The following is a 23,573-nucleotide window of genomic DNA, read 5'->3' as shown; positions in this document are numbered from 1 at the left end:
TTTATTGATAAAATTTAAATATTGTTCGTTGACGAACAAAAAAGATTGTGTTATAATGGTTCGTATGCGAACTAAAAAAGAAGCAATTGGACGACTTTTAAAAGTTGCCAGTAATCAAATGTCACGAGAGTTTGATAATTTTGCAGCTCAGCTTGATTTGACGGGTCAGCAAATGTCAATATTAGATTTTCTTGGAAACCAGAGTGAAGAAGACTCAGAAAAAGAAATCAGTCAGACGATGATTGAATTAGAATTTAATATCCGACGTTCTACAACAACGGAAATTTTGCAACGTATGGAAAAACGGCAGTTGATTAAGAGAAAAGCGAGTCCAACAGATGCTCGTCAGAAATCGGTTGAATTGACTGAAGAAGGCAAACAATATTTACCCGAAATTAGAACATATATCCAAGGACATAATCAAAAAGCTTTAGCGGGTTTGTCGGCAGAGGAGATTGCTGCAGTTGAAAAATTTCTTAATAATTTTAGCATGCAGAAAGGAAAAGAATGAACACAGAATTAGAAACAAATACAGCCAATCATAAAATTAGCGCGAAAACGCGCTTTTCAATTGTCGCCGTGGCCCTTGTGGCTTTTATGGGGATATTAGCGGAAACAAGTTTGAATGTCACGTTTCCAACGCTTGAAAAGACCTTCGGACTTCCACTGAGTACGGTTCAGTGGGTAACAACTGCTTATTTATTAGTTGTTGCGATTGTAATGCCAACAAGTTCATATATTAGTCAACGTTTTCAAAATAGGACTTTATTTTTTTCAGGATTAATCTTTTTTACCCTTGGGGATTTACTGAGTTTAATTTCTCCGAATTTTACTATTTTAATGGCGGGACGCTTAATTCAAGGAATCGGGACTGGTATTGCCATTCCATTGATGTTTAATCTTGTCTTAACTAAAATTCCGCGTGAGAGAGTAGGACTTTGGATGGGATTTGCTGGGATGATTTTGAGTATTGCCCCAGCGCTTGGACCAACTTATGGTGGACTTTTAACAGGAACTTTAGGTTGGCGAATGATTTTTGCAATTATTTTGATTATCCCAATCTGTCTCTTTCCTTTAGGAGCTTGGGCTATTGAGAAAAGTGAAAAAATACGTCCAGGCAAATTTGATTTTATTGCTTTTATATTTTTGTCATTAGTAATGACCAGCGCTCTTTTAGCTTTAGATTCACTTTCGAGTGCTCATTTTTCATGGATTTGGTTAGTGGTCTTTATCTTGGGGTTGATTGCTTTTATTTGGCGTTCAAAAACAAGTACGTTGAATTTTATTGATATCAATGTTTTTAAGAGCCCAACTTTTACTTTGTCTGTCCTAGTTTATTGTATTTTACAATTTGTCAATTTGGGAATTAACTTTATCATTCCTAACTTCTTACAAGTTTCGTTAGGAGCTACAAGTACATTAGCAGGTTTTGCTTTATTGCCTGGTTCATTAATTGGTTCAGCAGCTCAAGGTCCAATTGGTGCGCTCTATGACCGCAAAGGGGCCAAGGGAATTTTATATAGTGGAAATACTGTATTCTTTATCGCTCTTGTTTTATTAACGATTTTTACTAAGAATCTGACTTTACTGGGTGTGATGGGACTTTATGTTGTATTCACAATCGGTCGTTCTTCAAGTTTTGCAACAACCATGACCAATAGTTTAGCTCAACTTCCTCATGATAAAGCTGCCTCTGGTAATGCTTGGTTTACTACAACTTCTCAATTTGCAGCGTCAGCAGGAACGGCTACAGCTAGTCTTATTGCAACAAAATCAAGTAATTTAACAACAGGAACTCAACATGTATTTATGTTTTTCCTTTGTCTTGCTTTGCTTAATTTTGTCTTCTATACTTTGATTTTGAACAAGAAGATAAAATAAATCTGATTAAAAAAAGTTTCGTAATGATACGAAGCTTTTTTTATAGTTTAATATAGTATGCTTAAAAAGCATAATTATTGATATAAAAAGCATTTCACGGCAGCTAAAAAATATTTTATAATAAAATCATCAAAAAGATAAAGCGATGTGAAGCTTTTGAGTTGACTTGAAGTGAACTTCAAGGAATATAATGAAAATAGAAGTTAAAAATGAATGGAGAAAAAATGTCAAATAATATTGAAAACAAAGTCGTCATAATCACAGGAGCCTCAAGCGGTATTGGCCAAGCAACTGCTGAATTACTTGCTAAAAAAGGAGCCAAAATTGTACTAGCAGCAAGACGTGAAAATCGTTTGCAGGAGCTGGCTGATAAAATTAAAAAGGCTGGTGGCCAAGCAATCTATCAAGTGACAGATGTAACTAATCCAGAAGATAATAAAAAGTTGGTACAATATGCGAAAGAAAATTTTGGAAAAATTGATGCTATTTTCTTGAATGCAGGAATTATGCCAAGTTCCCCTTTATCAGCTCTTCATGTTGAAGAATGGGAAAATATGGTAGATATTAATTTAAAAGGTGTACTTAATGGGCTCGCTGCTGTACTGCCTGAATTTACAGCTCAAAAATCAGGACATGTGATCACAACGAGTTCAGTTGCTGGCCTAAAAGCATATCCCAATGGTGGTGTTTATGGGGCAACAAAATGGGCGGTTCGTGAATTAATGGAGGTACTCCGAATGGAATCCGCTCAAGAAGGAACTCATATTCGGACAGCGACTATTTATCCGGCTGCTATAAATACTGAGTTATTGAATACAATCACTGACAAAGCAACAGCAGAAGGAATGACAGCTCTTTATGAACAATATGGGATTAGTCCAGAGGCAATTGCTCGCATTGTTGCTTTTGCTCTTGAACAACCTGAAGACGTTAACGTCAGCGAGTTTACTGTTGGACCTACAACACAACCTTGGTAAAAAAGGAGAAAAAATGGAAATTGATGTAAAAAAGTTTTCTAAGCTACAAGATATTTATATTAGCCCAGACCCGCAAGAACATCGTCCTGCTTGGATTTGGTTTGCTTATATTGATGATGATTTAGCGGTAGCAGCAGGTCGTGGGACGGCGTCAAGTTGGTGGAATTCGGCAATGATTTCACGTAAGGGGCAAATTCACATTGACGGGAAAGTCTATCAAGTGGAATTTGGACCTGTGACGGATAAAGAAAATATTGATAAATTTATTGCTTCTTATCGACAACGTGCGGGTCAGAGCTGGGATCCTGCTTGGGAGAAAAATTTTAGACCAACAGTGATGCGCCTAACATTTTTGAAGGAACTTGGAAAAAGTACAAGATAAAATAATTAAAAATTTGGAGGTTAAAATGGAAAAACAAACCGCAGGACATGAACAACTTGGAGAATTTGCCCCAAAATTTGCTGAATTAAATGATGAGATTCTTTTTGGAGAAGTCTGGAGTCGTGAAAAAGAACTTTCAGCACATGAGCGTAGTGTCATTACGATTACTGCTTTGATTGCAGGTGGAAATTTTGAACAATTAAATTTTCATATGGCAAAAGGAAAAGAAAATGGAATAAGTCAGGAAGAAATTTCAGAAATAATTACGCATCTGAGCTTTTATGTGGGGTGGCCAAAGGCTTGGTCGGCTTTTAATATGGCTAAAAAAATTTGGGGATAAGAGGGGAAAGCTATGACAATTACGGTCAACATTTTGTACCAAGGTAAGGGTGAGAATGCCCGTCTTTTTGCTGGCGAAATGGTCAGTTCTGGACTCGTCGATAAAATACGTCAACAAAGCGGAAATTTACGTTATGAATATTTTGTCCCTTTGGATAATCAACACGCAATTCTATTGATTGATGAATGGGAAAACCAAGAAGCAATTGATCTTCATCATAAAAGTCCGATGATGGCAAAAATTGCTGAATTGAGAGAAAAATATCAACTGCGCCTAAAGGTAACTCGTTATCAGCAGATTGATTAGAAAAGAGAGAACGAAATGGATAAAAAAGAATTAGACAATGCACTTATTTTTCCTCAGGGAGAAAAAAATCCTTATGGTGCTTATTTTACTGGTCAATCTTATTTAGAAGGAATGATTGCAGATAAGGACTTGCCCTTTGGTGTTGGAAATGTGACTTTTGAGCCGGGCTGTCGTAATCATTGGCATATTCATAAAGAGGGTTATCAAGTTTTATTGGTTACAGCCGGTGAGGGATGGTATCAAGAAGAGGGGAAGGAGGCCCAACTTTTACATGCGGGTGATACGATTGTTACTCATGCAGGAGTTAAACATTGGCATGGAGCGACAAAAGATAGCTGGTTCAGTCATGTGGCCATTACCGCGGGAGAAGCAGTTTGGTTAGAAGAAGTTTCTGATGAACAATATGAAAACTTATAAAATAAAAGAGTATTTCCGAACATTCAGCAAAACCGAACAATAAATTGAAAAAGTTCTAGTTTTATCCGCTAGAGCTTTTTTTATTTGGCTCATTAGAATAGAATAAGAAGCATAAAGAATTCCTTAAATGGATGGAGGATATTGTGGAAAAAGAAAAGTTGCTCTATGAAGGAAAAGCTAAGAAACTGTATTTTACTGATGATTCAGAGGTGCTCTGGGTGGAATATTGTGATCAAGCGACTGCATTAAATGGTGCTCGTAAAGAACAGATTACGGGAAAAGGTGCTCTAAATAATCAAATTACTTCATTAATTTTTGAAAAATTAAATGCTGAAGGTTTAGAAACGCATTTCATAGAAAAGATATCAAAAACCGAACAATTGAATAGAAAAGTTTCAATAATTCCTTTAGAAGTTGTTTTAAGAAATGTTGTTGCTGGTTCTTTTGCCAAACGATTTGGTCTTGAAGAAGGAATTGTTTTACAAGAACCAATTGTTGAGTTTTACTATAAGGATGATGCTTTAGATGACCCATTTATTAATGATGAACATGTTAGATTCCTGAACATTGCAACTTATTCAGAGATTGAATTTTTAAAGAGTGAAACGCGTAAAATCAACGAGATTCTGAAAAAAATCTGGGCTGAAATCGGCTTAACTTTGGTTGATTTCAAACTTGAATTTGGCCGTCTTGCTGACGGAAGAATTATTCTTGCTGATGAAATTTCACCTGATACTTCACGTCTCTGGGATGCGAATGGTCAGCATATGGATAAAGATGTTTTCAGACGTAATATTGGCGATTTAGTTGAAACTTATACTGAAGTTTTGAATTTGTTAGAAAATGCGAAATAAATGAGTTCTAGTTTTTAGGACAGTTCCTCACATCTTATATAGAAAGAATTTTAAAATGACTAAAGTACGTGTTTACGTGGCTTACAAAGCCTCAATTCTCGACCCTCAAGCCCAAGCAATTAAAGCGGCAACTCATAAAATGGGTTATCAAGAAGTTACAGAATTAAATGTTGGAAAATTTTTCGATTTTGAATTTGATGCAGAAGCTGAGATTGCTCGCGCAAAAGCAATTGAAATTGCCAATGAATTGTTGGCAAATCCAAATATGGAAACTTATAAAATTGAAATTTTGAATGAACAAAGCGAAGGAGCTAATTAATGAAATTTGCAGTCATTCAATTTCCAGGGTCAAATTGTGATTTTGATTTACTTTGGGCAATTCGTGATGTTATGGGAGCTGAGGCAGAATTTGTCTGGCATGATGAGAAGTCGCTTGCAGGTTTTGACGGAGTGTTGATTCCAGGGGGCTTTTCTTATGGTGATTATTTACGCTGTGGTGCGATTGCGTCATTTGCCAATATTATGCCGGAAATCAAACGTTTGGCTAAAGAAGGGAAACCTGTTTTTGGCACTTGCAATGGATTTCAAATTTTGGTTGAATCTGGGCTTTTACCGGGTGTATTGATTCGCAATGAGGGTTTGAAATTTGTTTCCAAATGGCAAGCTCTTAAAGTTGAAAATAATCAAAGTAATTTTACGACTGAATATGCCAAGGACGCTTTGATTAATTTACCAATTGCTCACGGTGAGGGGCAATATGTTGCTGACGAAGCTCAGCTTGCTGAACTTAAAGCAAATGGGCAAATTATTTTCACTTATGCTGACGAAAATCCTAATGGGTCAGTTGAAAATATTGCTGGAATTGTCAATAAAGAAGGAAATGTGCTTGGGATGATGCCTCACCCTGAGCGGGCCATGGAAGAACTGCTTGGTGGCGCTGATGGAGTACATTTGTTTGCTTCTGTCTTGAAAAACTTTGTTGGAAAATAAAAAAATTACTGACAGAATTTAGATTTTAAAAAACGAATCTGTCAGTAAATTTGTAATTTGAAATAATTGAATTCAGAGCGCTGAAAGCTTTTAAAGTAGAGAATATACAAGTTGCATTTCTATTGGAACGTATATTCTTTAGACTACTAATGCAGTAAATTGGGCTGTAGTTTTCTACGTTTTTAAGCAAGCGTTTCTCATATCTTATAGGAGAATAACATGACTTTGGAGATGTCACCAGAACAGATTCAAGAAAGCAAAATTTACCGTGAGTGGGGACTGACGGATGAAGAATATTTGAAAATCAAGGATGAGATTCTTGATGGCCGTTTGCCAAACTTTACGGAAACTGGAATGTATGCCGTGATGTGGTCAGAACATTGCTGCTACAAAAATTCAAAACCTGTCTTAAAAAAATTTCCGACGACTGGGCCACAAGTCTTGATGGGGCCTGGTGAAGGAGCTGGGGTTGTGGATATTGGTGATGATTTGGCGGTTGTTTTCAAGGCTGAATCTCATAATCATCCATCTTACGTTGAACCTTATGAAGGTGCAGCAACTGGTTCTGGTGGTATTATTCGTGATATTTTTTCAATGGGAGCTCGTCCAATTGCAATTTTGGATAGTTTACGTTTTGGGCCAATTGACAATGGTAAAACACGTCATATTGTGGACCAAGTGACAGCCGGGATTGCAGGATATGGCAACTGTATTGGAATTCCGACGGTTGGTGGCGAAGTAGCCTTTGATGAATCATACGCTGGAAATCCTTTGGTGAATGTCATGTGTGTGGGCTTGATTGAACATAAACATATTCAAAAAGGACAAGCTAAAGGTGTGGGGAATTCTATTTTTTATGTCGGAGCGAAAACAGGACGTGACGGCATTCATGGGGCGTCTTTTGCTTCTAAAGAATTTGGTTCTGGTTCAGAAACACAACGTTCAGCGGTTCAAGTCGGTGATCCATTTATGGAAAAATTATTGCTTGAAGCTTGTATTGAAGTCATCCAAAATCATGGCGATATTTTAGTCGGCATTCAAGATATGGGAGCAGCTGGATTGGTTTCATCTACATCAGAAATGGCTTCAAAAGCGGGATCAGGTCTGCGTCTTAACTTGGATAATGTGCCTCAGCGTGAAACAGAAATGATTCCTTATGAAATGATGTTGTCTGAGTCACAAGAACGTATGGTTTTATGTGTCAAAAAAGGACATGAACAAGAAATTATTGATTTATTTAAAAAATACGACCTTGATGCTGTGAATATTGGGCAAGTGACTGATGATGGCTTTTATACGCTTTATCATAAAGGGCAAATGGTTGCTCATGTTCCAGTTGATTCATTGGCGGAAGATGCTCCAACTTATTACCGTGAGGCAAAAGTCCCTGAGCGCATTCAAAAATTTGCTGACAGCGAGAAATATCTCCCAGAAATTACTGACAGCGCGGTCAGTGAAATTTTCAAAAAAATTTTAGCTCAACCGACAATTGCCAGCAAGAAATCAATTTATGAAACTTATGATTCGCGCGTGATGACCAACACTGTTGTTGCACCAGGCTCAGATAGCGCAGTTTTACGCGTGCGTGGCACCAACAAAGCACTTGCGATGACAACGGACTGTAACGCGCGCTATCTCTATCTTGATCCAGAAAAAGGAGGGGCAATCGCCGTTGCTGAAGCGGCTCGTAATATCGTGGCCTCTGGTGGAAAACCGCTTGCGATTACGGACTGTTTGAACTTTGGAAATCCGGAAAAACCAGAACAATTTTGGGAATTAACAACAGCCGCTGACGGAATTTCACGTTCATGTTTGGCCCTTGATACACCTGTCATTTCAGGAAATGTCAGTCTTTACAACGAAACAAACGGTTCAGCGATTTTGCCAACGCCGATGATTGGCATGGTGGGCTTGATTGAGGATGTGAAAAATATTACGACTCAAGAATTTAAAAAAGCAGGGGATTTGATTGTGCTAGTCGGTCAAACCTTTGATGATTTTTCAGGTTCTGAACTTCAAAAAATGCTGACCGGCGAAATTTCTGGCACCATTGATTTTGATTTAGAAACTGAAAAATCCAATCAAGACTTTGTTTTAAAAGCAATTACTGACGGATTGGTCAGCTCAGCACATGACTTGGCAGAAGGCGGATTGGCGATTGCTCTAGCTGAATCTGCTTTTGCAAATTGCTTAGGCGTTGATGTAAAAGTTAATTTGACCAATGCCCAACTCTTCTCAGAAACGCAAGGCCGCTTTGTCCTCTCAATTTCACCAGAAAATCAAGCTGCTTTTGAAAAATTACTGACAGAAAGTTCGGTCAGCGGCGAAGTAATCGGAAAAGTTACTGACAGCGGAATTTTGGAAATGAATGAACTTTCTATTTCTACTGACGAAGCTGTCAGCATTTATGAAGGAGCACTCCCATGTCTGATGAAATGACAAGCGCAACATTTACTGAGCAAGAGTGGTCGCATTTTGAATCGAAGACATTAAATGAAGAATGTGGACTTTTCGGTGTTTGGGGACATCCTGATGCCGCTCGCCTGACCTATTTTGGACTTCATGCTCTCCAACATCGCGGGCAAGAAGGTGCAGGGATTTTGGTCAATAATAATGGAAAACTCAATCGTCATCGTGGTCTGGGTCTGGTCACAGAAGTTTTCCGTGACGAAAAAGATTTAGAAGAGCTGACAGGCTCAGTAGCCATCGGTCACGTCCGTTATGCCACGGCTGGTTCAGCAAATATCAATAATATTCAGCCTTTCCAGTTTGAATTTCATGATGGAGCACTTGGGCTTGCCCACAATGGAAATTTAACCAACGCCCAATCATTGCGCTGTGAACTTGAAAAATCAGGGGCAATCTTCTCCAGTAATTCAGACACAGAAATCCTCATGCACTTGATTCGCCGTAGTCATCATCCAGAATTTATGGGCAGAGTCAAAGAAGCGCTCAATACGGTCAAAGGTGGCTTTGCCTATCTCATTATGACTGAAAACTCAATTGTCGCAGCCCTTGACCCTAATGGATTTCGACCACTATCAATCGGAAAAATGAGCAACGGTGCACTTGTTGTGGCCTCAGAAACCTGTGCTTTTGATGTCGTTGGCGCCACTTGGATTCAAGATGTTCAACCCGGTGAAATCATTGAAATTAATGATGACGGCATTCATGTGGACCAATTTACTGACAGCACCAACATGACCATTTGTTCAATGGAATACATCTATTTTGCCCGTCCTGACAGTAATATTGCTGGAGTTAATGTTCATACTGCCAGAAAACGTTCAGGAAAAATTTTAGCCCAAGAAGCCCAAATTGATGCTGATATTGTCATCGGTGTGCCTAATTCATCACTCAGTGCTGCTTCAGGCTACGCTGAAGAATCTGGCTTGCCTTACGAAATGGGCCTGATTAAAAATCAGTATGTGGCAAGAACTTTCATTCAACCGACTCAAGAACTTCGTGAACAAGGCGTTCGCATGAAATTAAGTGCTGTTCGAGGCGTTGTAGAAGGCAAACGCGTCATTATGGTTGATGATAGTATTGTGCGTGGGACAACCAGCCGTCGCATTGTCAAACTGCTCAAAGACGCAGGCGCAGCCGAGGTTCATGTGGCAATCGCCAGTCCCGCTCTCAAATATCCATGTTTTTATGGCATCGACATTCAAGACCGTGACGAACTCATCGCAGCCACACACACGACAGATGAAATCAGAGAAGCGATCGGAGCGGATAGTCTGACCTATCTCAGCCAGTCAGGACTTGTTGAAGCAATCGGTCATGATAAGCTTTGCTTGTCCTACTTTGATGGCGAATATCCAACGCCGCTGTATGATTATGAAGCTGACTATTTGGAATCTTTAGCGAAAAATAGCGTGAAATAAAAAAACTAGAGTACTCACTCTAGTTTTTTTTGCTAAATTCTAAAGCGATTATTTTAGATTACTCCTTTTAATATGTTAGGATAAGAAATAAAAGCAAGTGAGGTGAGCAAATGATTATTACAATAGTTGGAGGAACTGGACTAGTTGGTCAAGGTATTTTCAAGGAACTTGCCCAAGTTGCAGATTATGAATTACACAGTTTATCAAGAAATGGTAAATCTAAAGCTCATCTCGCTGAGCCAGTCATTTACCATGCTACTAATCTAATCGAACCTGGGGATTGGCAAGATCTTTTACAAAAATCAGATTGGGTGATTGATGCGGTAGGAATTCTATTTCCAAGTAAATCAAAGGGAACAACTTATGAAAAAAATAGTATTCAACCAGCAAAAATAATTATTGATACAATAGTTAACTCAGAAAATCAATGTCTTTTTATTTCGGCAAATGATGGTCCTTTTTTTATGAATGACTATATGAGAGCTAAAAAAGAAGTGGAGGCTTATGGTCAAAAACGTTTGAAATCAAGATTTGTTTCTGTTTTTCCAGGAATTGTCTATGATGCTTCACGAAAAAGCAGTTACTTTCCAGCACGCCTATTGGAGCCACTCATAAAAATTCCGATTTTTTCTTTCTTAAAAAGTTATCGTCCAATTAAACGAAGCCAATTTGCTAAAGAGATTCATAAAATTATCGAAGGAAAAGAAAGTTCACTGACCACTCGTATTAAATAAAAGACTCATGTTTAGACATGAGTTTTTCTAATTTACTTTGATTTTTTAAGAAGTGGAACTATTTTTGGATAAATAAGATAGGTGATGATAATTAAGATAATCAATGATGTAGCAATAAGATTCCATGATTTCATTAGTTCAATACTTCGAGCCGTAGGAATAGGGGTTGAAGTAATAACGAACAGGGTCTTGATAGATAAGCCGTTTTTCATGATGATGAGTGAACCTAAAAGCATCAACAAAAATTGGTGAAGAATACTTCCGATATTTTGAATGGTATATTTTACCCAGATACGTTTATCTTCAACGATATTAACAGTACTTTCATAGTCTTGAGTTAAGCTTGAATTTAAACTTCCTTTAAATAAGCTAGTAAGGAATAAACCTAGAGCAAATAGAGGACTAAAAACAATCAAAAGTAAACCTAGAAAAATGCCGATTAAAGAGTAGGTTTTGACATTATTTCCAAGTAAATTTTTGACCTTAGAGGCAAAGACAATTCCTAAAACATAAGGAAGATAAAACTGTAAAAATAAATGCTGATGACCATAAAAACCAGCGACATACAAAGAACAAAAAAGAAATAAATAATTTCCCACTGCCCCATTAATAGCTGTCAAATATGATAATTTACGAGGGATATTTCTTTGAATTTTATTTTTGAAAAAATTCGTAGCGACAATATATAGGATGACCAAAAAGAAAAATCCGAAAATGAAATAATCAAATTCTAAACTATTGGCAAGTAATCGACTTGAACGTAATAGAAAGAGGCAAACAAAAAATAAAGCAAATAAAATAAGATATTTATATGAAGCTTTTTCTAAATCATTTGGATCAACTTTGTAATTATCCAAATTTCCAACTAATTGGAAGGAGAGAAGATAAACTATTCCATAGAAGACAAAGAATAGGGGATATTTTAGAGAAGGGGATAAGACAAAAGAAAAGCCAAGGGCTAAAAACAAAAGTAAGCTAACTAAGGTTTTTCCTTTGATAAGCTGGTTAGTATTTTTTAGATAATAATTTACCGAAGTGTTTGACATCGGTAACCAAGCTGCACTGACTCCTAAAAGGATACCGGATAAAGTATAGAAAGGAAAGTAGAAAGAACCCATAAATCCTAACAAGGAACCAAGTAAACCGGCATACAATGAAATTTTTAAAAGACTATAGCTGTTAATTCTTGTTTTTATTCCCCTTATAAAGAATACGCCAGTCATTCTGAAAGTATAAAAGAGCAAAAAAGGAAGGAGGGCAAGAAGCGAGGTTCCTTTTGCAATTTGAATAAAAATCATGAATGGAAGGACAATAATTGTATTACTTAATATTAAGAGGGCAGACTTTCCCAAAGAATTTAGATGTTGAGTCATTTTTCTCCTATCTTTTCTATTTTGACATCTAAATCCATTATAAGGCAAAGTGTATTAAAAAGACAGCTTCACTATGATTAGTACATAAATAATTCATTTAAAAAGTGTAAATAATTTTTTATAAATAACGAATCAAAAAGTTTGACCATTACTGACCAAAGTATTATAATTAGAATGTAGTGAGAAAAAGATAATAATCACTACTAACTATGAAATCGAAATGAGGTGTTTTTATGGACATCGAAAAAATGACAACAACGATGCAAGAAGCACTTGGTTCAGCGCAACAAATTGCGCAAGTTCGTCATCACCAAGTGATTGAAGTTCCACATTTATGGCGAATTTTTGTTCAACCTAATAGTTTTGGGGCGAACTTTTATAAAGATTTAGGGATTGACCTAGATGACTTTACAAATTTAATTGAAAAAGAAATTGACAAAATTAATTCAGTAGAAGGTTCAAATATTACTTATGGTCAAAACCTAAGTCCAGATTTGTTCCAAGTATTTACTGAAGCAGACAAAATTGCGCAAAAAATGGGCGATGAATATCTATCAACTGAGATTATTCTCCTTGCCCTCTTTGAATTAAAACAAAATCCATTGACCAGTTATTTGGTTAGCCATGGACTAACAAAAGCAAAAGCGCAAGCTGCGATTGAAAAATTACGCGGAGGTGATAAAGTGACCAGTCAAAATGCAGAAGAAACATACAAAGCACTTGAAAAATATGGGGTAGATCTCGTTGCTCAAGTTAAATCAGGTAAACAAGATCCTGTCATTGGACGTGATGAAGAAATTCGTGATGTCATTCGAGTGCTTTCTCGTAAAACAAAAAATAACCCCGTTCTTATTGGTGAACCTGGGGTTGGTAAAACAGCCATTGTTGAAGGATTGGCACAAAGGATTGTCAGAAAAGACGTTCCTGAAAATCTGAAAGATAAAACAATCTTTTCACTTGATATGGGTGCCCTGATTGCAGGAGCGAAATATCGTGGTGAATTTGAAGAACGTTTGAAAGCAGTCCTTAATGAAGTGAAAAAATCAGATGGACAAATTATCCTCTTTATTGATGAACTTCATACGATTGTTGGTGCAGGTAAGACCGAAGGCTCTATGGACGCTGGGAACCTTTTAAAACCAATGCTTGCACGTGGTGAACTCCATTTGATTGGGGCAACTACCTTGGATGAATATCGTAAATACATGGAAACAGATAAAGCACTTGAACGTCGTTTCCAAAAGGTATTGGTTACTGAACCTACTGTTGAAGATACAATTTCAATCTTGCGTGGTCTAAAAGAACGTTTTGAAATTCACCATGGAGTGACCATTCATGATAATGCTTTAGTCGCAGCAGCAACCCTTTCAAATCGTTATATTACTGACCGATTTTTACCAGATAAAGCCATTGACTTGGTTGATGAAGCCAGTGCAACAATTCGTGTAGAAATGAATTCACTCCCAACTGAACTTGACCAAGCTAATCGTCGCTTGATGCAATTAGAAATTGAAGAAGCGGCCCTCAAAAAAGAACGAGATGATGCTTCTAAGAAACGTCTTGAAATTATACGTGGTGAAATTGCTGAACTTCGAGAAGAAAATAATCAACTCAAAGCCCAATGGGAAGCTGAGAAAAAAGAAGTGGGCAATATTTCTGAAAAACGAAATGAATTAGAACATGCTCGCCACGAATTGGAAGAAGCTCAAAATGAAGGAAACTTAGAAAAAGCAGCAGCCCTTCGTTATGGTAAAATTCCTGAAATTGAAAAAGAACTCAAAGCTATCGAAGAAAAAGCAAAATCAGATGATTTATCCTTAGTTCAAGAATCAGTCACTGAAGAACAAATCGCCGAAGTGGTTGGACGCATGACAGGCATTCCAATTACCAAGTTGGTTGAAGGGGAACGTGAAAAATTACTTCACTTGCCAGAAACACTGCATCAAAGGGTCGTTGGACAAGATGAAGCTGTTGAAGCCGTATCTGATGCCATTATCCGTGCGCGTGCAGGAATTCAAGACCCTAACCGTCCACTTGGTTCCTTCCTCTTCCTTGGACCAACTGGGGTAGGTAAGACGGAGCTTGCGAAAGCTTTGGCTGAAAATCTCTTTGATTCAGAAGAGCATATGGTTCGGATTGACATGAGTGAATATATGGAAAAACACTCTGTCTCTCGTTTAGTTGGAGCACCTCCAGGATATGTCGGTTACGATGAAGGAGGCCAATTGACTGAAGCCGTTCGTCGTAATCCTTATACAATCATCTTGCTTGATGAAATCGAAAAAGCACATCCAGATGTCTTCAATATCTTGTTGCAAGTTTTGGATGACGGCCGTTTGACTGACTCTAAAGGTGTTCTCGTTGACTTTAAAAACACAGTGTTGATTATGACTTCAAATGTCGGTTCTCAATATTTGCTTGATAATGTTGGAGAAAATGGTGAAATTTCGGAAGAAACAACTGAAAACGTGATGTCTCAACTTCGGGCACATTTCAAACCAGAATTTCTAAATCGAATTGATGATACCATTCTTTTCAAACCATTGGCACTTGAGGATATTAAGAATATTATCGTTAAAATGACTAGCCAACTTTCACATCGTCTTGAAGAAATGGATGTTCAACTTGAGTTGAGTGAAGAAGTAAAAGTTTGGATTGCCGAAAATGCTTATGAACCAGCTTATGGTGCACGTCCACTCAAACGTTATTTGACAAAAGTCATCGAAAATCCATTAGCTAAGCTGATTATCGGAGGAAAAATTCCACCAAAATCAAAAGTTATTGTAACACTTGTAGATAACAAGATTGACTTTGATATTCAAACGATTGCTGAATAAATAGAAAAAAACCGTTAGCTGATGCTGGCGGTTTTTTATATTTGATAGACAATTACAGTTGAAATGATTTGTTATTTCCGAACGATTCAATCGAAAAGTTTCAGTACTACCCGCTGGAACTTTTTTTATGTTTGAAAATCATTTAACATGGAAGTAGAATAAAATAAATCAGAAAATGGAGAATGACAGTGTCTGAGAATGCGTATGCAAAATCTGGGGTAGATGTAGAAGCAGGATATGAGGTGGTTTCTCGTATTAAGAAGCATGTAGCTAAAACCGAACGTTTGGGTGTGCTTGGGGCACTGGGTGGTTTTGGTGGAAGTTTTGATTTATCCGTGCTTGATGTAAAAGAGCCTGTATTGATTTCAGGGACAGATGGTGTGGGAACTAAATTGATGTTAGCCATTCAAGCAGACAAACATGACACGATTGGGATTGATTGCGTAGCCATGTGCGTCAATGATATTATTGCTGCTGGGGCTGAACCACTTTATTTTTTGGATTATATTGCCACAGGGAAAAATATTCCTGAAAAATTGGAGCAAGTTGTGGCTGGAGTGGCCGAAGGTTGCTTGCAAGCAGGAGCAGCGTTGATTGGTGGAGAAACAGCTGAAATGCCCGGAATGTATGATGAAGATGATTACGATTTAGCTGGTTTTGCTGTGGGTGTGGCTGAAAAATCACAATTAATTGATGGCGAAAAAGATGTGGAAGCGGGCGATGTTTTGCTTGGTCTTGCCTCATCTGGGATTCATTCTAACGGATACTCTTTGGTTCGGAAAGTTTTTTCTGACTTTGATTTGAATGAATCGTTGCCTGAACTTGACCAATCTTTGATTGATACTCTTTTAACTCCGACAAAAATCTATGTCAAAGAGCTTTTACCTTTGATTAAACAAAATAAAATAAAAGGGATTGCTCATATTACAGGCGGAGGATTCCATGAGAATTTACCAAGAATGTTCGGAAATAGCTTGTCAGCTGAAATTGTTGAAGGTTCCTGGAATATTTTACCAATTTTCAAAGCTCTTGAAAAATATGGGGATATCAAACATGAAGAAATGTATGAAATTTTTAATATGGGAATTGGAATGGTAATCGCTGTTGCTCCTGAAAATGCCGAAACTCTCAAAAAAGAGTTGAATGCATTTGAAATTGGTAAAATGGTCAAAAGACAAGATTCAGCAGTAGTGATTAAAAAATAAATTTTTTTCATTGAGAATAGGGGATAGCATGAAAATTGCAGTATTTGCATCAGGAAATGGCTCAAACTTTCAAATACTAGCTGAACAATTTCCAGACCAAGTGAAATTTGTTTTTTCAGACCATCATGATGCTTATGTACTTGAACGTGCTGAGCGATTAGGGGTGGCAAAGGCGAGTTTGGAGTTAAAAGAATTTTCTTCAAAAGTGGATTATGAAAAGGCCTTGGTGGAAATTTTAAAAGATCAAGAAATTGATTTAATTCTCTTGGCGGGCTACATGAAAATTATTGGTGCGACGATGTTATCAAAATATAAGGGAAAGATAATCAATGTTCACCCTTCTTATCTTCCCGATTTCGCTGGTTCACCTCATGCGATTGAAGAATCACATGAGGCAAAAAAGGGGTTGGGAATCAGTATTCATTATGTTGATGAGGGTGTTGATACTGGGGAATTGATTGCTCAAATCCCGCTCGCTTATCACGAAGATTTAGAAGTCTATGAGCGTTCTGTCCATGAAGCAGAGCACAAGCTCTATCCAGAAGTCGTTCGCCAAATTATACTTCATCAGCAATGATGAAGTTTTTTTTCTTACGTTTTAGCTTAATAAAAATAAGAGAAAATTTTCAGTTCTTTTAAGAAAATAAAACATCTAAAATACTTTTGTAAGCGCTATTTACTTTTGAAATTTAAATGCTAAAATGTAGTGGTAACATAATCTTAAGTAAAATAAGAGAAGGAAAAATGGTAAAGTATCTTAAAGAATTCAAATTTGAAAATTTTATGGTTTTCTTACTTATCACGATTGATATTGCTCTTGCGGTCTTGAGTTCGGTCTTTTTAGCAAATGTGCTCAATTCTTTGATTGCAAAAGAGATGAATCAATTTTTCTTATGGTTAGCTATTGATATTATCCTTTGGGTAGTCGATAGTTTTGTTCAAGGAGCGCGTGATGTTTGGAAAGAAATTGCCATACAAAAACAGCTTAATGCTGTACGCCGAGATATCATTGAGCCTCTGACGGAAATTTCTTATTCTGATTTTGAGAAAAATAGTAAGGAAGATTATAATTCGTGGTTAAATAATGATACAAAACTACTTTATGATAATGGTTTCCACCAGATTTATTTTGTTTATACGGGAATTGTTGCGATGCTATTCTCAGGCATTGCTATTATCTTTTTCCACTGGGTATTGCTTTTGACAACTCTTTTGGTTGGAGCGCTTTTGTTCTATTTTCCAAAAATGTTTAAAAAATCAGTGGAACGAGATACGGAACAAGTGTCGGAGCTTGCTAATGATGCCTTAGCGACATCTACGGATTACTTGCGTGGTTATGAAGTGCTCTATCATAATAAACAATTGGGACTTATGCAAGAGCGAACCATGGGGAAATTTAATCAATTAGCTACGGCGAATGTGAAATTAATTTTTACCCGTGCTTGGATGCAGTATTCTTTATTAGGGACAAGTATGTTAGGGCAGTTTTTGATTTTAGCTGTGGCTGGTTTTCTTATCATGAATGGGCAAATTGGCATTGGTGTTGTCATGAGTGTTGGAAATTTGTCAGGAACAGTAACTAATTACTCAAAAAGTGTAGCGAATAGTTTAATATTGCTCAATGCAACGGGAAAGCTGTTAGAGAAATATGGAAAAATTACTGACGAATCAAAAGTTACTGACGGAGAAGAAGTGACAGCTTTTGAAAGTAAGTTAGAATTAAAAAATCTGGCTGTTGCATTTCCTGATGGGCAAAAAATTGAGTATCCAGAAATTGTCATTGAAAAAGGGAAAAAATACGCGATTATTGGCGATAGTGGAAGTGGAAAATCAACCTTGATTAATTTGCTGGTTGGGAATAAGCAAGACTATGAAGGAGAAATTTTATTAGACGGGAAAGATTATAAAGGAATTAATCGAAAATCTTTGCCTCGTGTGATGAGTGTGATTATGCAATTTCCCTATCTTTTTAAGGAAACAGTAGAAGAAAATTTGACTTTAGGGCGTAAAATTTCGCCAGATATCTTTGATAAGTCGATTAGAATTGCTTGTGCTGATGACTTTGTATTTAATAAACTTGATACGGTTTATGATAAAAATTTATCAGGAGGTCAGCAAGAAAGATTATCTGTTGCTAGAGAATTAATGGGCAGTAAGCCAATTTTAGTGATGGATGAAAGTACGGCGAGTGTTGACAAAAAAACAGCTCTAGCTGTAGAAAAAAATATTTTAGAAAATCCTGATTTGACGGTGATTATGATTACACACCATCTATATGATGAAACTCAAAGTTATTTGGATGAGGTGATTCATTTAGGACAGGAAATTGCTTAAAAAATAAATTTATATTAAAAAGACACGTGCAAGTGTCTTTTTATTTTTACTTAAATTGTAACAATTTTTCTAATGAGTTCATGTATTTCTTCAATTGACTTATCTTGACCGTTCATTAACCATTTACGCCAAAGAGCATAAACTCCATTTGCGACAAAAGTAATGAAATATTCGTCATTTGTTTTTTCATAAAATTTCTCAATTTCTTCAATATAAATCTGACGAATAATTGGTTCGTAACCTTGACTTTCAGAAAGGAAGAGGTCATTTTTGAATTCTTCAAAGAATTTTAATTGGTTTTCAATTTTTGAACTGGCAGAAACATTCTGACGAATGATTTCAAAACTTTGAGAAATTTGAGGCTGATAGTATTGATAAATGACCTGGTCAATGGACTCAAAGTTACGATAAAAAGCCATTCTGCTAACTCCGGCTCTTTTACAAACGTTTGAAACGGTGAGTTGAGCAAGAGTTTTCGGTTTTTCGGATGTTTTTTGAATTCCTAATAGTTGCAAAATTGCTGTAGTAATAAAATCTTTTGTATCGTTTTTGATAGTTTGGGAATAGTTTGTCGCTGCCATTACACTTCTCCTGATTGTGTCACACAAGCTTTTCAAAGGCTTGTATTTTTTACACTTCTATCGTACAATAATTTTACATAAGTTTCAAGTGTAACAGATGTGAATTAAGAAAAATAGAGGAAAAAATTAAATGACAAATACAAATAAAAAAACAATTCTTGTAACAGGTGGTTCTGGATATATTGCTATGTTTATCATGATTGCTTTATTGAAAAAAGGCTATCGAGTACGGGCGACATTGCGGACGATGTCTCGACAAGAAGAAGTGAAAAAAATGATGGCACAAGGCGGAATTTCAGATTTTACAGATTTAGATTTTGTCCACACTGATTTGACAAAAGAAGAAGGATGGAGTCAAGCCATGACTGGTGTTGATTCTGTGATTCATGTGGCTTCACCAACACCTTTGCAACGTCCTGACGCTGATGATTTAATGGTGAAAATGGCTATAGATGGAGTTAAGTTTGTGATGAAAGCGGCCAAGGAAGCAGGAGTTAAACGAGTGGTTTTGACCTCAGCATCGGGAGCAGTTTTAGCGGGGCATAAGGATCATCCAGAAATCTTCACAGAGAAAGATTGGACAAATCTTGATGCTCCAATTAATGCATATCAACGTTCTAAAACGATGGCGGAAATGGAGTTTTGGAAACTTGCAGAAGCTTATGGTATTGAAGGAGCATCGGTTTTACCTACAGCTGTTATGGGTCCAATTCTTGGAAATGATTTTTCACATTCTAGTGCGGCTATAAAAAATATGTTTGAAGGTAAAATGTCCAGACTTTTAAATTTAGCATTTGATTATGTTGACGTTCGTGATGTTGCTGATTTACATTTGCTAGCTCTTGAAAAAGATGAAGCGATTGGTCAGCGTTTCATTGCAACTTCAGGCCAAAATATTACTTACAAAAAGCAAGCCGAGTTTTTGAAAAAGGAATTTGGTACAAAAGCTAAAAAAGTATCTACTCAGGTAATTCCCGACTTTTTAGTTAAAATTTTAGCTCGATTTGATAAAAGTTTGGCGATGCCAGCTACATTTTTGGGGCAAAACACAGCTTGTTCAAATGAAAAATCAATTAAACTTTTAGGCTGGAAACCACGTTCAGGTGAAGCAGCGATTATTCAAACGGCACAAACGATGTTGGATTTGGGAGTTATTAAAGTTGATTAAGAAAATTATGGTTTTGAAAATTTTCTATTTCCGAACGTTGTAAGCTAAAAAAGACCAAAGTCAGACTTCTGGTCTTTTTCTTCTCTCTAAAAAAGTCTAAAATAGAAACATATTGTGAAAAAAATTGGAGAGAAAAATGCATCCACATTTAAAAGAAGTTTTATTTACCAGAGAACAAATTGCCGAACGTGTCAAAGAGCTTGCGGAAGTTGTTTCACGCGATTATGAAGGAAAAAATCCACTTGTTGTTGGAATATTAAAAGGGTCAATCATGTTTACGGTTGATTTGCTTAAAGAATTATCAATTGATGCTGAAGTTGATTTTATGGATGTTACCAGTTATGGTTATGGGATTTCATCTTCTGGAGAAGTTAGAATTTTGAAAGATTTATCAACCGTGGCTCATGGACGTGATATTTTGATTGTTGAAGATATCATTGACACTGGAAATACTTTGCTCTATCTTAAAAAATTGCTGACAGGACGTCAAGCACATTCAGTAAAAATTATCTCTTTATTAGATAAACCAAGTGGTCGTAAAGTTGATATTGACGCTGATTATGTTGGCTTTGAAGTACCGGATGCCTTTATTGTGGGCTATGGAATTGATTATGCCGAACGTTACCGTCAGTTGCCATATATTGGAATTTTCAATGAAGAGTTTTTAATCAAAGACTAAAAGTAATTTCCGAACAATTATAATAAAAAAAGCCCAGTTTTAAAACTGGTGCTTTTTATTTCCAAACGATAAATGTAAAATAAAGACATGATAAATATTTACTGACAGTTCTGTCAGTTCTTTTATAAGAAAAATATTACTGACAGAATTGTCAGCAGAAAACTTGGAGGAAATCATGTCAAAACGTGCACTTATCAGTGTTTCAGACAAAGAAGGTATTGTAGAATTTGCTAAGGAAATTCGAGAATTAGGTTGGGAAATTATCTCAACGGGTGGAACGAAAGTCGTTTTGGACCAAGAAGAAATTCCGAATATTGCAATCGATGAAGTAACAGGATTTCCAGAAATGATGGATGGGCGCCTTAAAACATTGCATCCACTAATTCATGGAGCCCTTCTTGGACGTAGAGACTTGGAAAGTCACATGAAATCAATGACAGAACATCATATTTCTCCAATTGATTTGGTTGTTGTGAACTTATATCCCTTCAAAGAAACTTTGCTTGCTGGGGGAAGTCAAGCAGAAATGATTGAGAAGATTGATATTGGTGGCCCTTCAATGTTGCGTTCAGCAGCTAAAAATCATGCGTCAGTCACAGTCGTTTGTGACCCAAATGATTATGAAAAAGTACTGACAGAGCTGTCAGTAAAAGGTGAAACAAGTTTAAGTTTTCGTCAGCAACTTGCAGCAAAAGTATTTCGCCACACTGCAAGTTATGATGCTTTAATTGCACAATATTTGACAGAAGAATTTCCGGTAGAAAATGTAAAACCAGAAAAATTAACCTTGACTTATGACCTTAAACAAGGAATGCGTTATGGTGAAAATCCGCAACAAAATGCAGATTTTTATGAGTCAGGAATACCTACGACTTATTCAATTGCCCAAAGTAAGCAAATTCATGGTAAAGAACTAAGCTATAACAATGTTCGTGATGCAGATGCTGCTTTACAAATTGCAAGAGATTTTGAAGAACCCACAGTTGTAGCCCTCAAACATATGAATCCATGTGGGATTGGAACAGCAACGGATATCGAAAAAGCTTGGGATTATGCCTATGAAGCAGACCCAGTTTCAATTTTCGGTGGAATTATCGTTTTAAATCGAGAAGTAACTTTGGCAACTGCGCAAAAAATGAGTAAGATTTTCCTTGAAATTATTATCGCACCCTCTTATAGCAAAGAAGCCTTGGAAGTTTTAAGTAAAAAGAAAAATATTCGACTTTTAACCGTTGATTTTTCTAAAAAAGAAGCCTCAGAAAAAGAAGCGCTTGTAACAGGGGTTCTTGGAGGACTACTTGTTCAAAATCAAGATGTCATTGTTGAAAATCCAAAAGAATGGACAGTGGCGACTAAAGTTCAACCAACTGACAGACAAATGGAGGCCATGAAGTTTGCTTGGAAAGCAGTTAAGTTTGTCAAATCAAATGGGATTATTGTGACCAATGACCACCAGACGCTTGGTGTTGGTCCAGGCCAAACTAACCGTGTGGGTTCAGTAAAAATTGCCTTAGAGGCAACCGCTGATAAATCAGTAGAACTTCAAGAAAATGCGGTTCTTGGTTCGGATGCCTTTTTCCCATTTGCTGACAATATCGATGAAATTGCTAAGGCAGGAATTAAAGCAATCGTTCAACCAGGTGGCTCTGTACGCGACCAAGAAGTGATTGATGCCTGTGATAAATATGGAATTGCGATGGTCTTCACAGGACTTCGTCATTTTAGACATTAATAAAAAAGTCTACCTTTAGGGTAGATTTTTTTCTCTAATTTAATATTAAAATTTCTAATGTAAAATCATCTGTCTATTGTCATTGAAAAAATTTTCAAGTTTCAGAACATTCATCTTTATCTCCTTTTCTGATATAATGTAGGGAATGCAAAGAATACATTAAGCAAAGGAAAAGAAATGACTGTACTACTTTTTGATATTGATAACACCTTACTTGATTTTGATAAAGCAGAATATGATGCTTTGGGAAAAATTTTTACCCACTATCAAATTGAAGATAATCAGGAAAATCGTGCGACTTACTCTCGTGAAAACAAAGCGCTTTGGCGTTTACACGAATCAGAAAAACTTTCACGAGAAGAACTTCTATCTACTCGATTTGACCATGCTTTTAGAGCTTTAAATGTGTCAGTAAATTATAATCCAGTTGCTGTTGATGATGAATATCAACTTTACTTATCACAAGGTCATGAGCTGATTAAACATGCCAAAGAATTACTGACAGAGCTGTCAGCAAAAGGAGCAGAAATGTATGTGGTTAGTAATGGAACATCACGTGTTTCTCGCCCACGAATATTTGAGTCTGGAATCTCTGACCATTTTAGAGAAATCTTTATTAGTGAAGAAGTGGGTCATCATAAGCCTTCCCTTGCTTTCTTCGATTACGTCTTTGACCACATTGAAGCGGCCAATCAAAAAGATTTTGCGATTGTTGGTGACTCGTTGACAACAGACATTTTAGGTGGTAATAAGGCTGGCATTAAAACCATCTGGTATAATCCAAAGCATTTGGAAGTTAGTGGAGAAGCCCAGCCAGATGTGCAAATTCAAGATTTGCTAGAAATTCCAACATTAATAAAAGCTGGTAATTAATACAAAAAACTGTCAAAATATTG

23 protein-coding genes are annotated in these 23,573 nt (G+C 36.7%); 21 read left to right on the top strand and 2 right to left on the bottom strand.

The window, feature by feature from the left end; all coding sequences use genetic code 11:
- Window positions 1–64: 64 nt before the first annotated feature.
- From MKX45_RS08595 to MKX45_RS08535, 13 genes are all read left to right on the top strand, one after another.
- Window positions 65–511, top strand: a complete 447-nt coding sequence (locus MKX45_RS08595; protein ID WP_015426709.1) for a MarR family winged helix-turn-helix transcriptional regulator — start codon at window positions 65–67, stop codon at window positions 509–511.
- Window positions 508–1,881, top strand: coding sequence for an MFS transporter (locus MKX45_RS08590; protein WP_057720810.1), 1,374 nt, complete (start codon window positions 508–510; stop codon window positions 1,879–1,881). The genes MKX45_RS08595 and MKX45_RS08590 overlap by 4 nt, the downstream gene beginning before the upstream one ends.
- 224 nt (window positions 1,882–2,105) lie before the next feature.
- Window positions 2,106–2,858, top strand: coding sequence for an SDR family oxidoreductase (locus MKX45_RS08585; protein ID WP_340817031.1), 753 nt, complete (start codon window positions 2,106–2,108; stop codon window positions 2,856–2,858).
- Between the two features lie 13 nt (window positions 2,859–2,871).
- Complete coding sequence (locus MKX45_RS08580) at window positions 2,872–3,240, top strand: DUF2255 family protein (protein ID WP_340817030.1); 369 nt, start codon at window positions 2,872–2,874, stop codon at window positions 3,238–3,240.
- A 25-nt stretch (window positions 3,241–3,265) separates the two neighbouring features.
- Entirely contained in the window at window positions 3,266–3,580 is a 315-nt protein-coding gene (locus MKX45_RS08575) for a carboxymuconolactone decarboxylase family protein (protein WP_057720807.1), read from the top strand.
- 12 nt (window positions 3,581–3,592) lie between these two features.
- The gene (locus MKX45_RS08570) at window positions 3,593–3,886 is read left to right on the top strand and encodes an antibiotic biosynthesis monooxygenase family protein (RefSeq protein ID WP_057720806.1); all 294 of its coding nucleotides are present in this window, start codon (window positions 3,593–3,595) and stop codon (window positions 3,884–3,886) included.
- Between the two features lie 15 nt (window positions 3,887–3,901).
- A complete protein-coding gene (locus MKX45_RS08565) occupies window positions 3,902–4,303 on the top strand; it encodes a cupin domain-containing protein (protein ID WP_015426703.1) in 402 nt (133 codons plus the stop codon).
- Between the two features lie 143 nt (window positions 4,304–4,446).
- On the top strand, window positions 4,447–5,157 hold the full coding sequence (gene purC, locus MKX45_RS08560) for a phosphoribosylaminoimidazolesuccinocarboxamide synthase (RefSeq protein ID WP_057720805.1): 711 nt from the start codon (window positions 4,447–4,449) through the stop codon (window positions 5,155–5,157).
- 55 nt (window positions 5,158–5,212) lie between these two features.
- On the top strand, window positions 5,213–5,476 hold the full coding sequence (gene purS, locus MKX45_RS08555) for a phosphoribosylformylglycinamidine synthase subunit PurS (protein ID WP_057720804.1): 264 nt from the start codon (window positions 5,213–5,215) through the stop codon (window positions 5,474–5,476).
- The gene (gene purQ, locus MKX45_RS08550; protein ID WP_029344078.1) at window positions 5,476–6,147 is read left to right on the top strand and encodes a phosphoribosylformylglycinamidine synthase subunit PurQ; all 672 of its coding nucleotides are present in this window, start codon (window positions 5,476–5,478) and stop codon (window positions 6,145–6,147) included. Before purS ends, purQ begins: the two co-directional genes overlap by 1 nt.
- Window positions 6,148–6,366: 219 nt before the next feature.
- Window positions 6,367–8,586 carry a phosphoribosylformylglycinamidine synthase subunit PurL gene (purL, locus tag MKX45_RS08545; protein ID WP_057720803.1) on the top strand — a complete coding sequence of 740 codons (2,220 nt, stop codon included), beginning with the start codon at window positions 6,367–6,369 and terminating at the stop codon, window positions 8,584–8,586.
- Window positions 8,571–10,034, top strand: a complete 1,464-nt coding sequence (purF, locus tag MKX45_RS08540; protein WP_340817029.1) for an amidophosphoribosyltransferase — start codon at window positions 8,571–8,573, stop codon at window positions 10,032–10,034. Before purL ends, purF begins: the two co-directional genes overlap by 16 nt.
- Window positions 10,035–10,144: 110 nt before the next feature.
- Window positions 10,145–10,768 carry an NAD-dependent epimerase/dehydratase family protein gene (locus tag MKX45_RS08535; protein WP_340817028.1) on the top strand — a complete coding sequence of 208 codons (624 nt, stop codon included), beginning with the start codon at window positions 10,145–10,147 and terminating at the stop codon, window positions 10,766–10,768.
- A 32-nt stretch (window positions 10,769–10,800) separates the two neighbouring features.
- Here the strand turns inward: MKX45_RS08535 and MKX45_RS08530 are convergent, their stop codons facing one another.
- On the bottom strand, window positions 10,801–12,141 hold the full coding sequence (locus tag MKX45_RS08530) for a hypothetical protein (RefSeq protein WP_057720801.1): 1,341 nt from the start codon (window positions 12,139–12,141) through the stop codon (window positions 10,801–10,803).
- A gap of 233 nt (window positions 12,142–12,374) precedes the next feature.
- Between MKX45_RS08530 and clpB the strand changes: the two genes are divergently transcribed.
- The 4 genes from clpB (at window position 12,375) to MKX45_RS08510 (ending at window position 18,517) form a co-directional block, all read left to right on the top strand.
- Window positions 12,375–14,978, top strand: coding sequence for an ATP-dependent chaperone ClpB (clpB, locus tag MKX45_RS08525; protein WP_057720800.1), 2,604 nt, complete (start codon window positions 12,375–12,377; stop codon window positions 14,976–14,978).
- 182 nt (window positions 14,979–15,160) lie between these two features.
- Window positions 15,161–16,183, top strand: coding sequence for a phosphoribosylformylglycinamidine cyclo-ligase (gene purM / locus MKX45_RS08520; RefSeq protein ID WP_171052490.1), 1,023 nt, complete (start codon window positions 15,161–15,163; stop codon window positions 16,181–16,183).
- 28 nt (window positions 16,184–16,211) lie between these two features.
- Window positions 16,212–16,760 carry a phosphoribosylglycinamide formyltransferase gene (gene purN / locus MKX45_RS08515; RefSeq protein ID WP_057720799.1) on the top strand — a complete coding sequence of 183 codons (549 nt, stop codon included), beginning with the start codon at window positions 16,212–16,214 and terminating at the stop codon, window positions 16,758–16,760.
- Between the two features lie 167 nt (window positions 16,761–16,927).
- Window positions 16,928–18,517: an ATP-binding cassette domain-containing protein gene (locus tag MKX45_RS08510; protein WP_254255799.1), complete on the top strand. Its 1,590-nt coding sequence runs from the start codon at window positions 16,928–16,930 to the stop codon at window positions 18,515–18,517.
- Window positions 18,518–18,567: 50 nt separating this feature from the next.
- Here the strand turns inward: MKX45_RS08510 and MKX45_RS08505 are convergent, their stop codons facing one another.
- Complete coding sequence (locus tag MKX45_RS08505) at window positions 18,568–19,098, bottom strand: TetR/AcrR family transcriptional regulator (RefSeq protein WP_057720797.1); 531 nt, start codon at window positions 19,096–19,098, stop codon at window positions 18,568–18,570.
- 130 nt (window positions 19,099–19,228) lie between these two features.
- Here MKX45_RS08505 and MKX45_RS08500 point away from each other — a divergent pair, with 130 nt between their 5' ends.
- The 4 genes from MKX45_RS08500 (at window position 19,229) to MKX45_RS08485 (ending at window position 23,550) form a co-directional block, all read left to right on the top strand.
- Window positions 19,229–20,266, top strand: coding sequence for an NAD-dependent epimerase/dehydratase family protein (locus MKX45_RS08500; protein WP_340817025.1), 1,038 nt, complete (start codon window positions 19,229–19,231; stop codon window positions 20,264–20,266).
- A gap of 136 nt (window positions 20,267–20,402) precedes the next feature.
- Window positions 20,403–20,945, top strand: a complete 543-nt coding sequence (gene hpt, locus MKX45_RS08495; RefSeq protein ID WP_003130055.1) for a hypoxanthine phosphoribosyltransferase — start codon at window positions 20,403–20,405, stop codon at window positions 20,943–20,945.
- 175 nt (window positions 20,946–21,120) lie between these two features.
- A complete protein-coding gene (purH, locus tag MKX45_RS08490; protein ID WP_057720795.1) occupies window positions 21,121–22,677 on the top strand; it encodes a bifunctional phosphoribosylaminoimidazolecarboxamide formyltransferase/IMP cyclohydrolase in 1,557 nt (518 codons plus the stop codon).
- 177 nt (window positions 22,678–22,854) lie between these two features.
- Window positions 22,855–23,550: a YjjG family noncanonical pyrimidine nucleotidase gene (locus MKX45_RS08485; protein WP_057720794.1), complete on the top strand. Its 696-nt coding sequence runs from the start codon at window positions 22,855–22,857 to the stop codon at window positions 23,548–23,550.
- The last annotated feature ends 23 nt before the right edge of the window (window positions 23,551–23,573 follow it).

Source organism: Lactococcus sp. FSL W8-0209 (assembly GCF_038006585.1).
In the GTDB taxonomy this organism is placed as follows: Bacteria; Bacillota; Bacilli; order Lactobacillales; family Streptococcaceae; genus Lactococcus; species Lactococcus lactis.
This window is presented reverse-complemented; position numbering and strand designations above follow the sequence as displayed.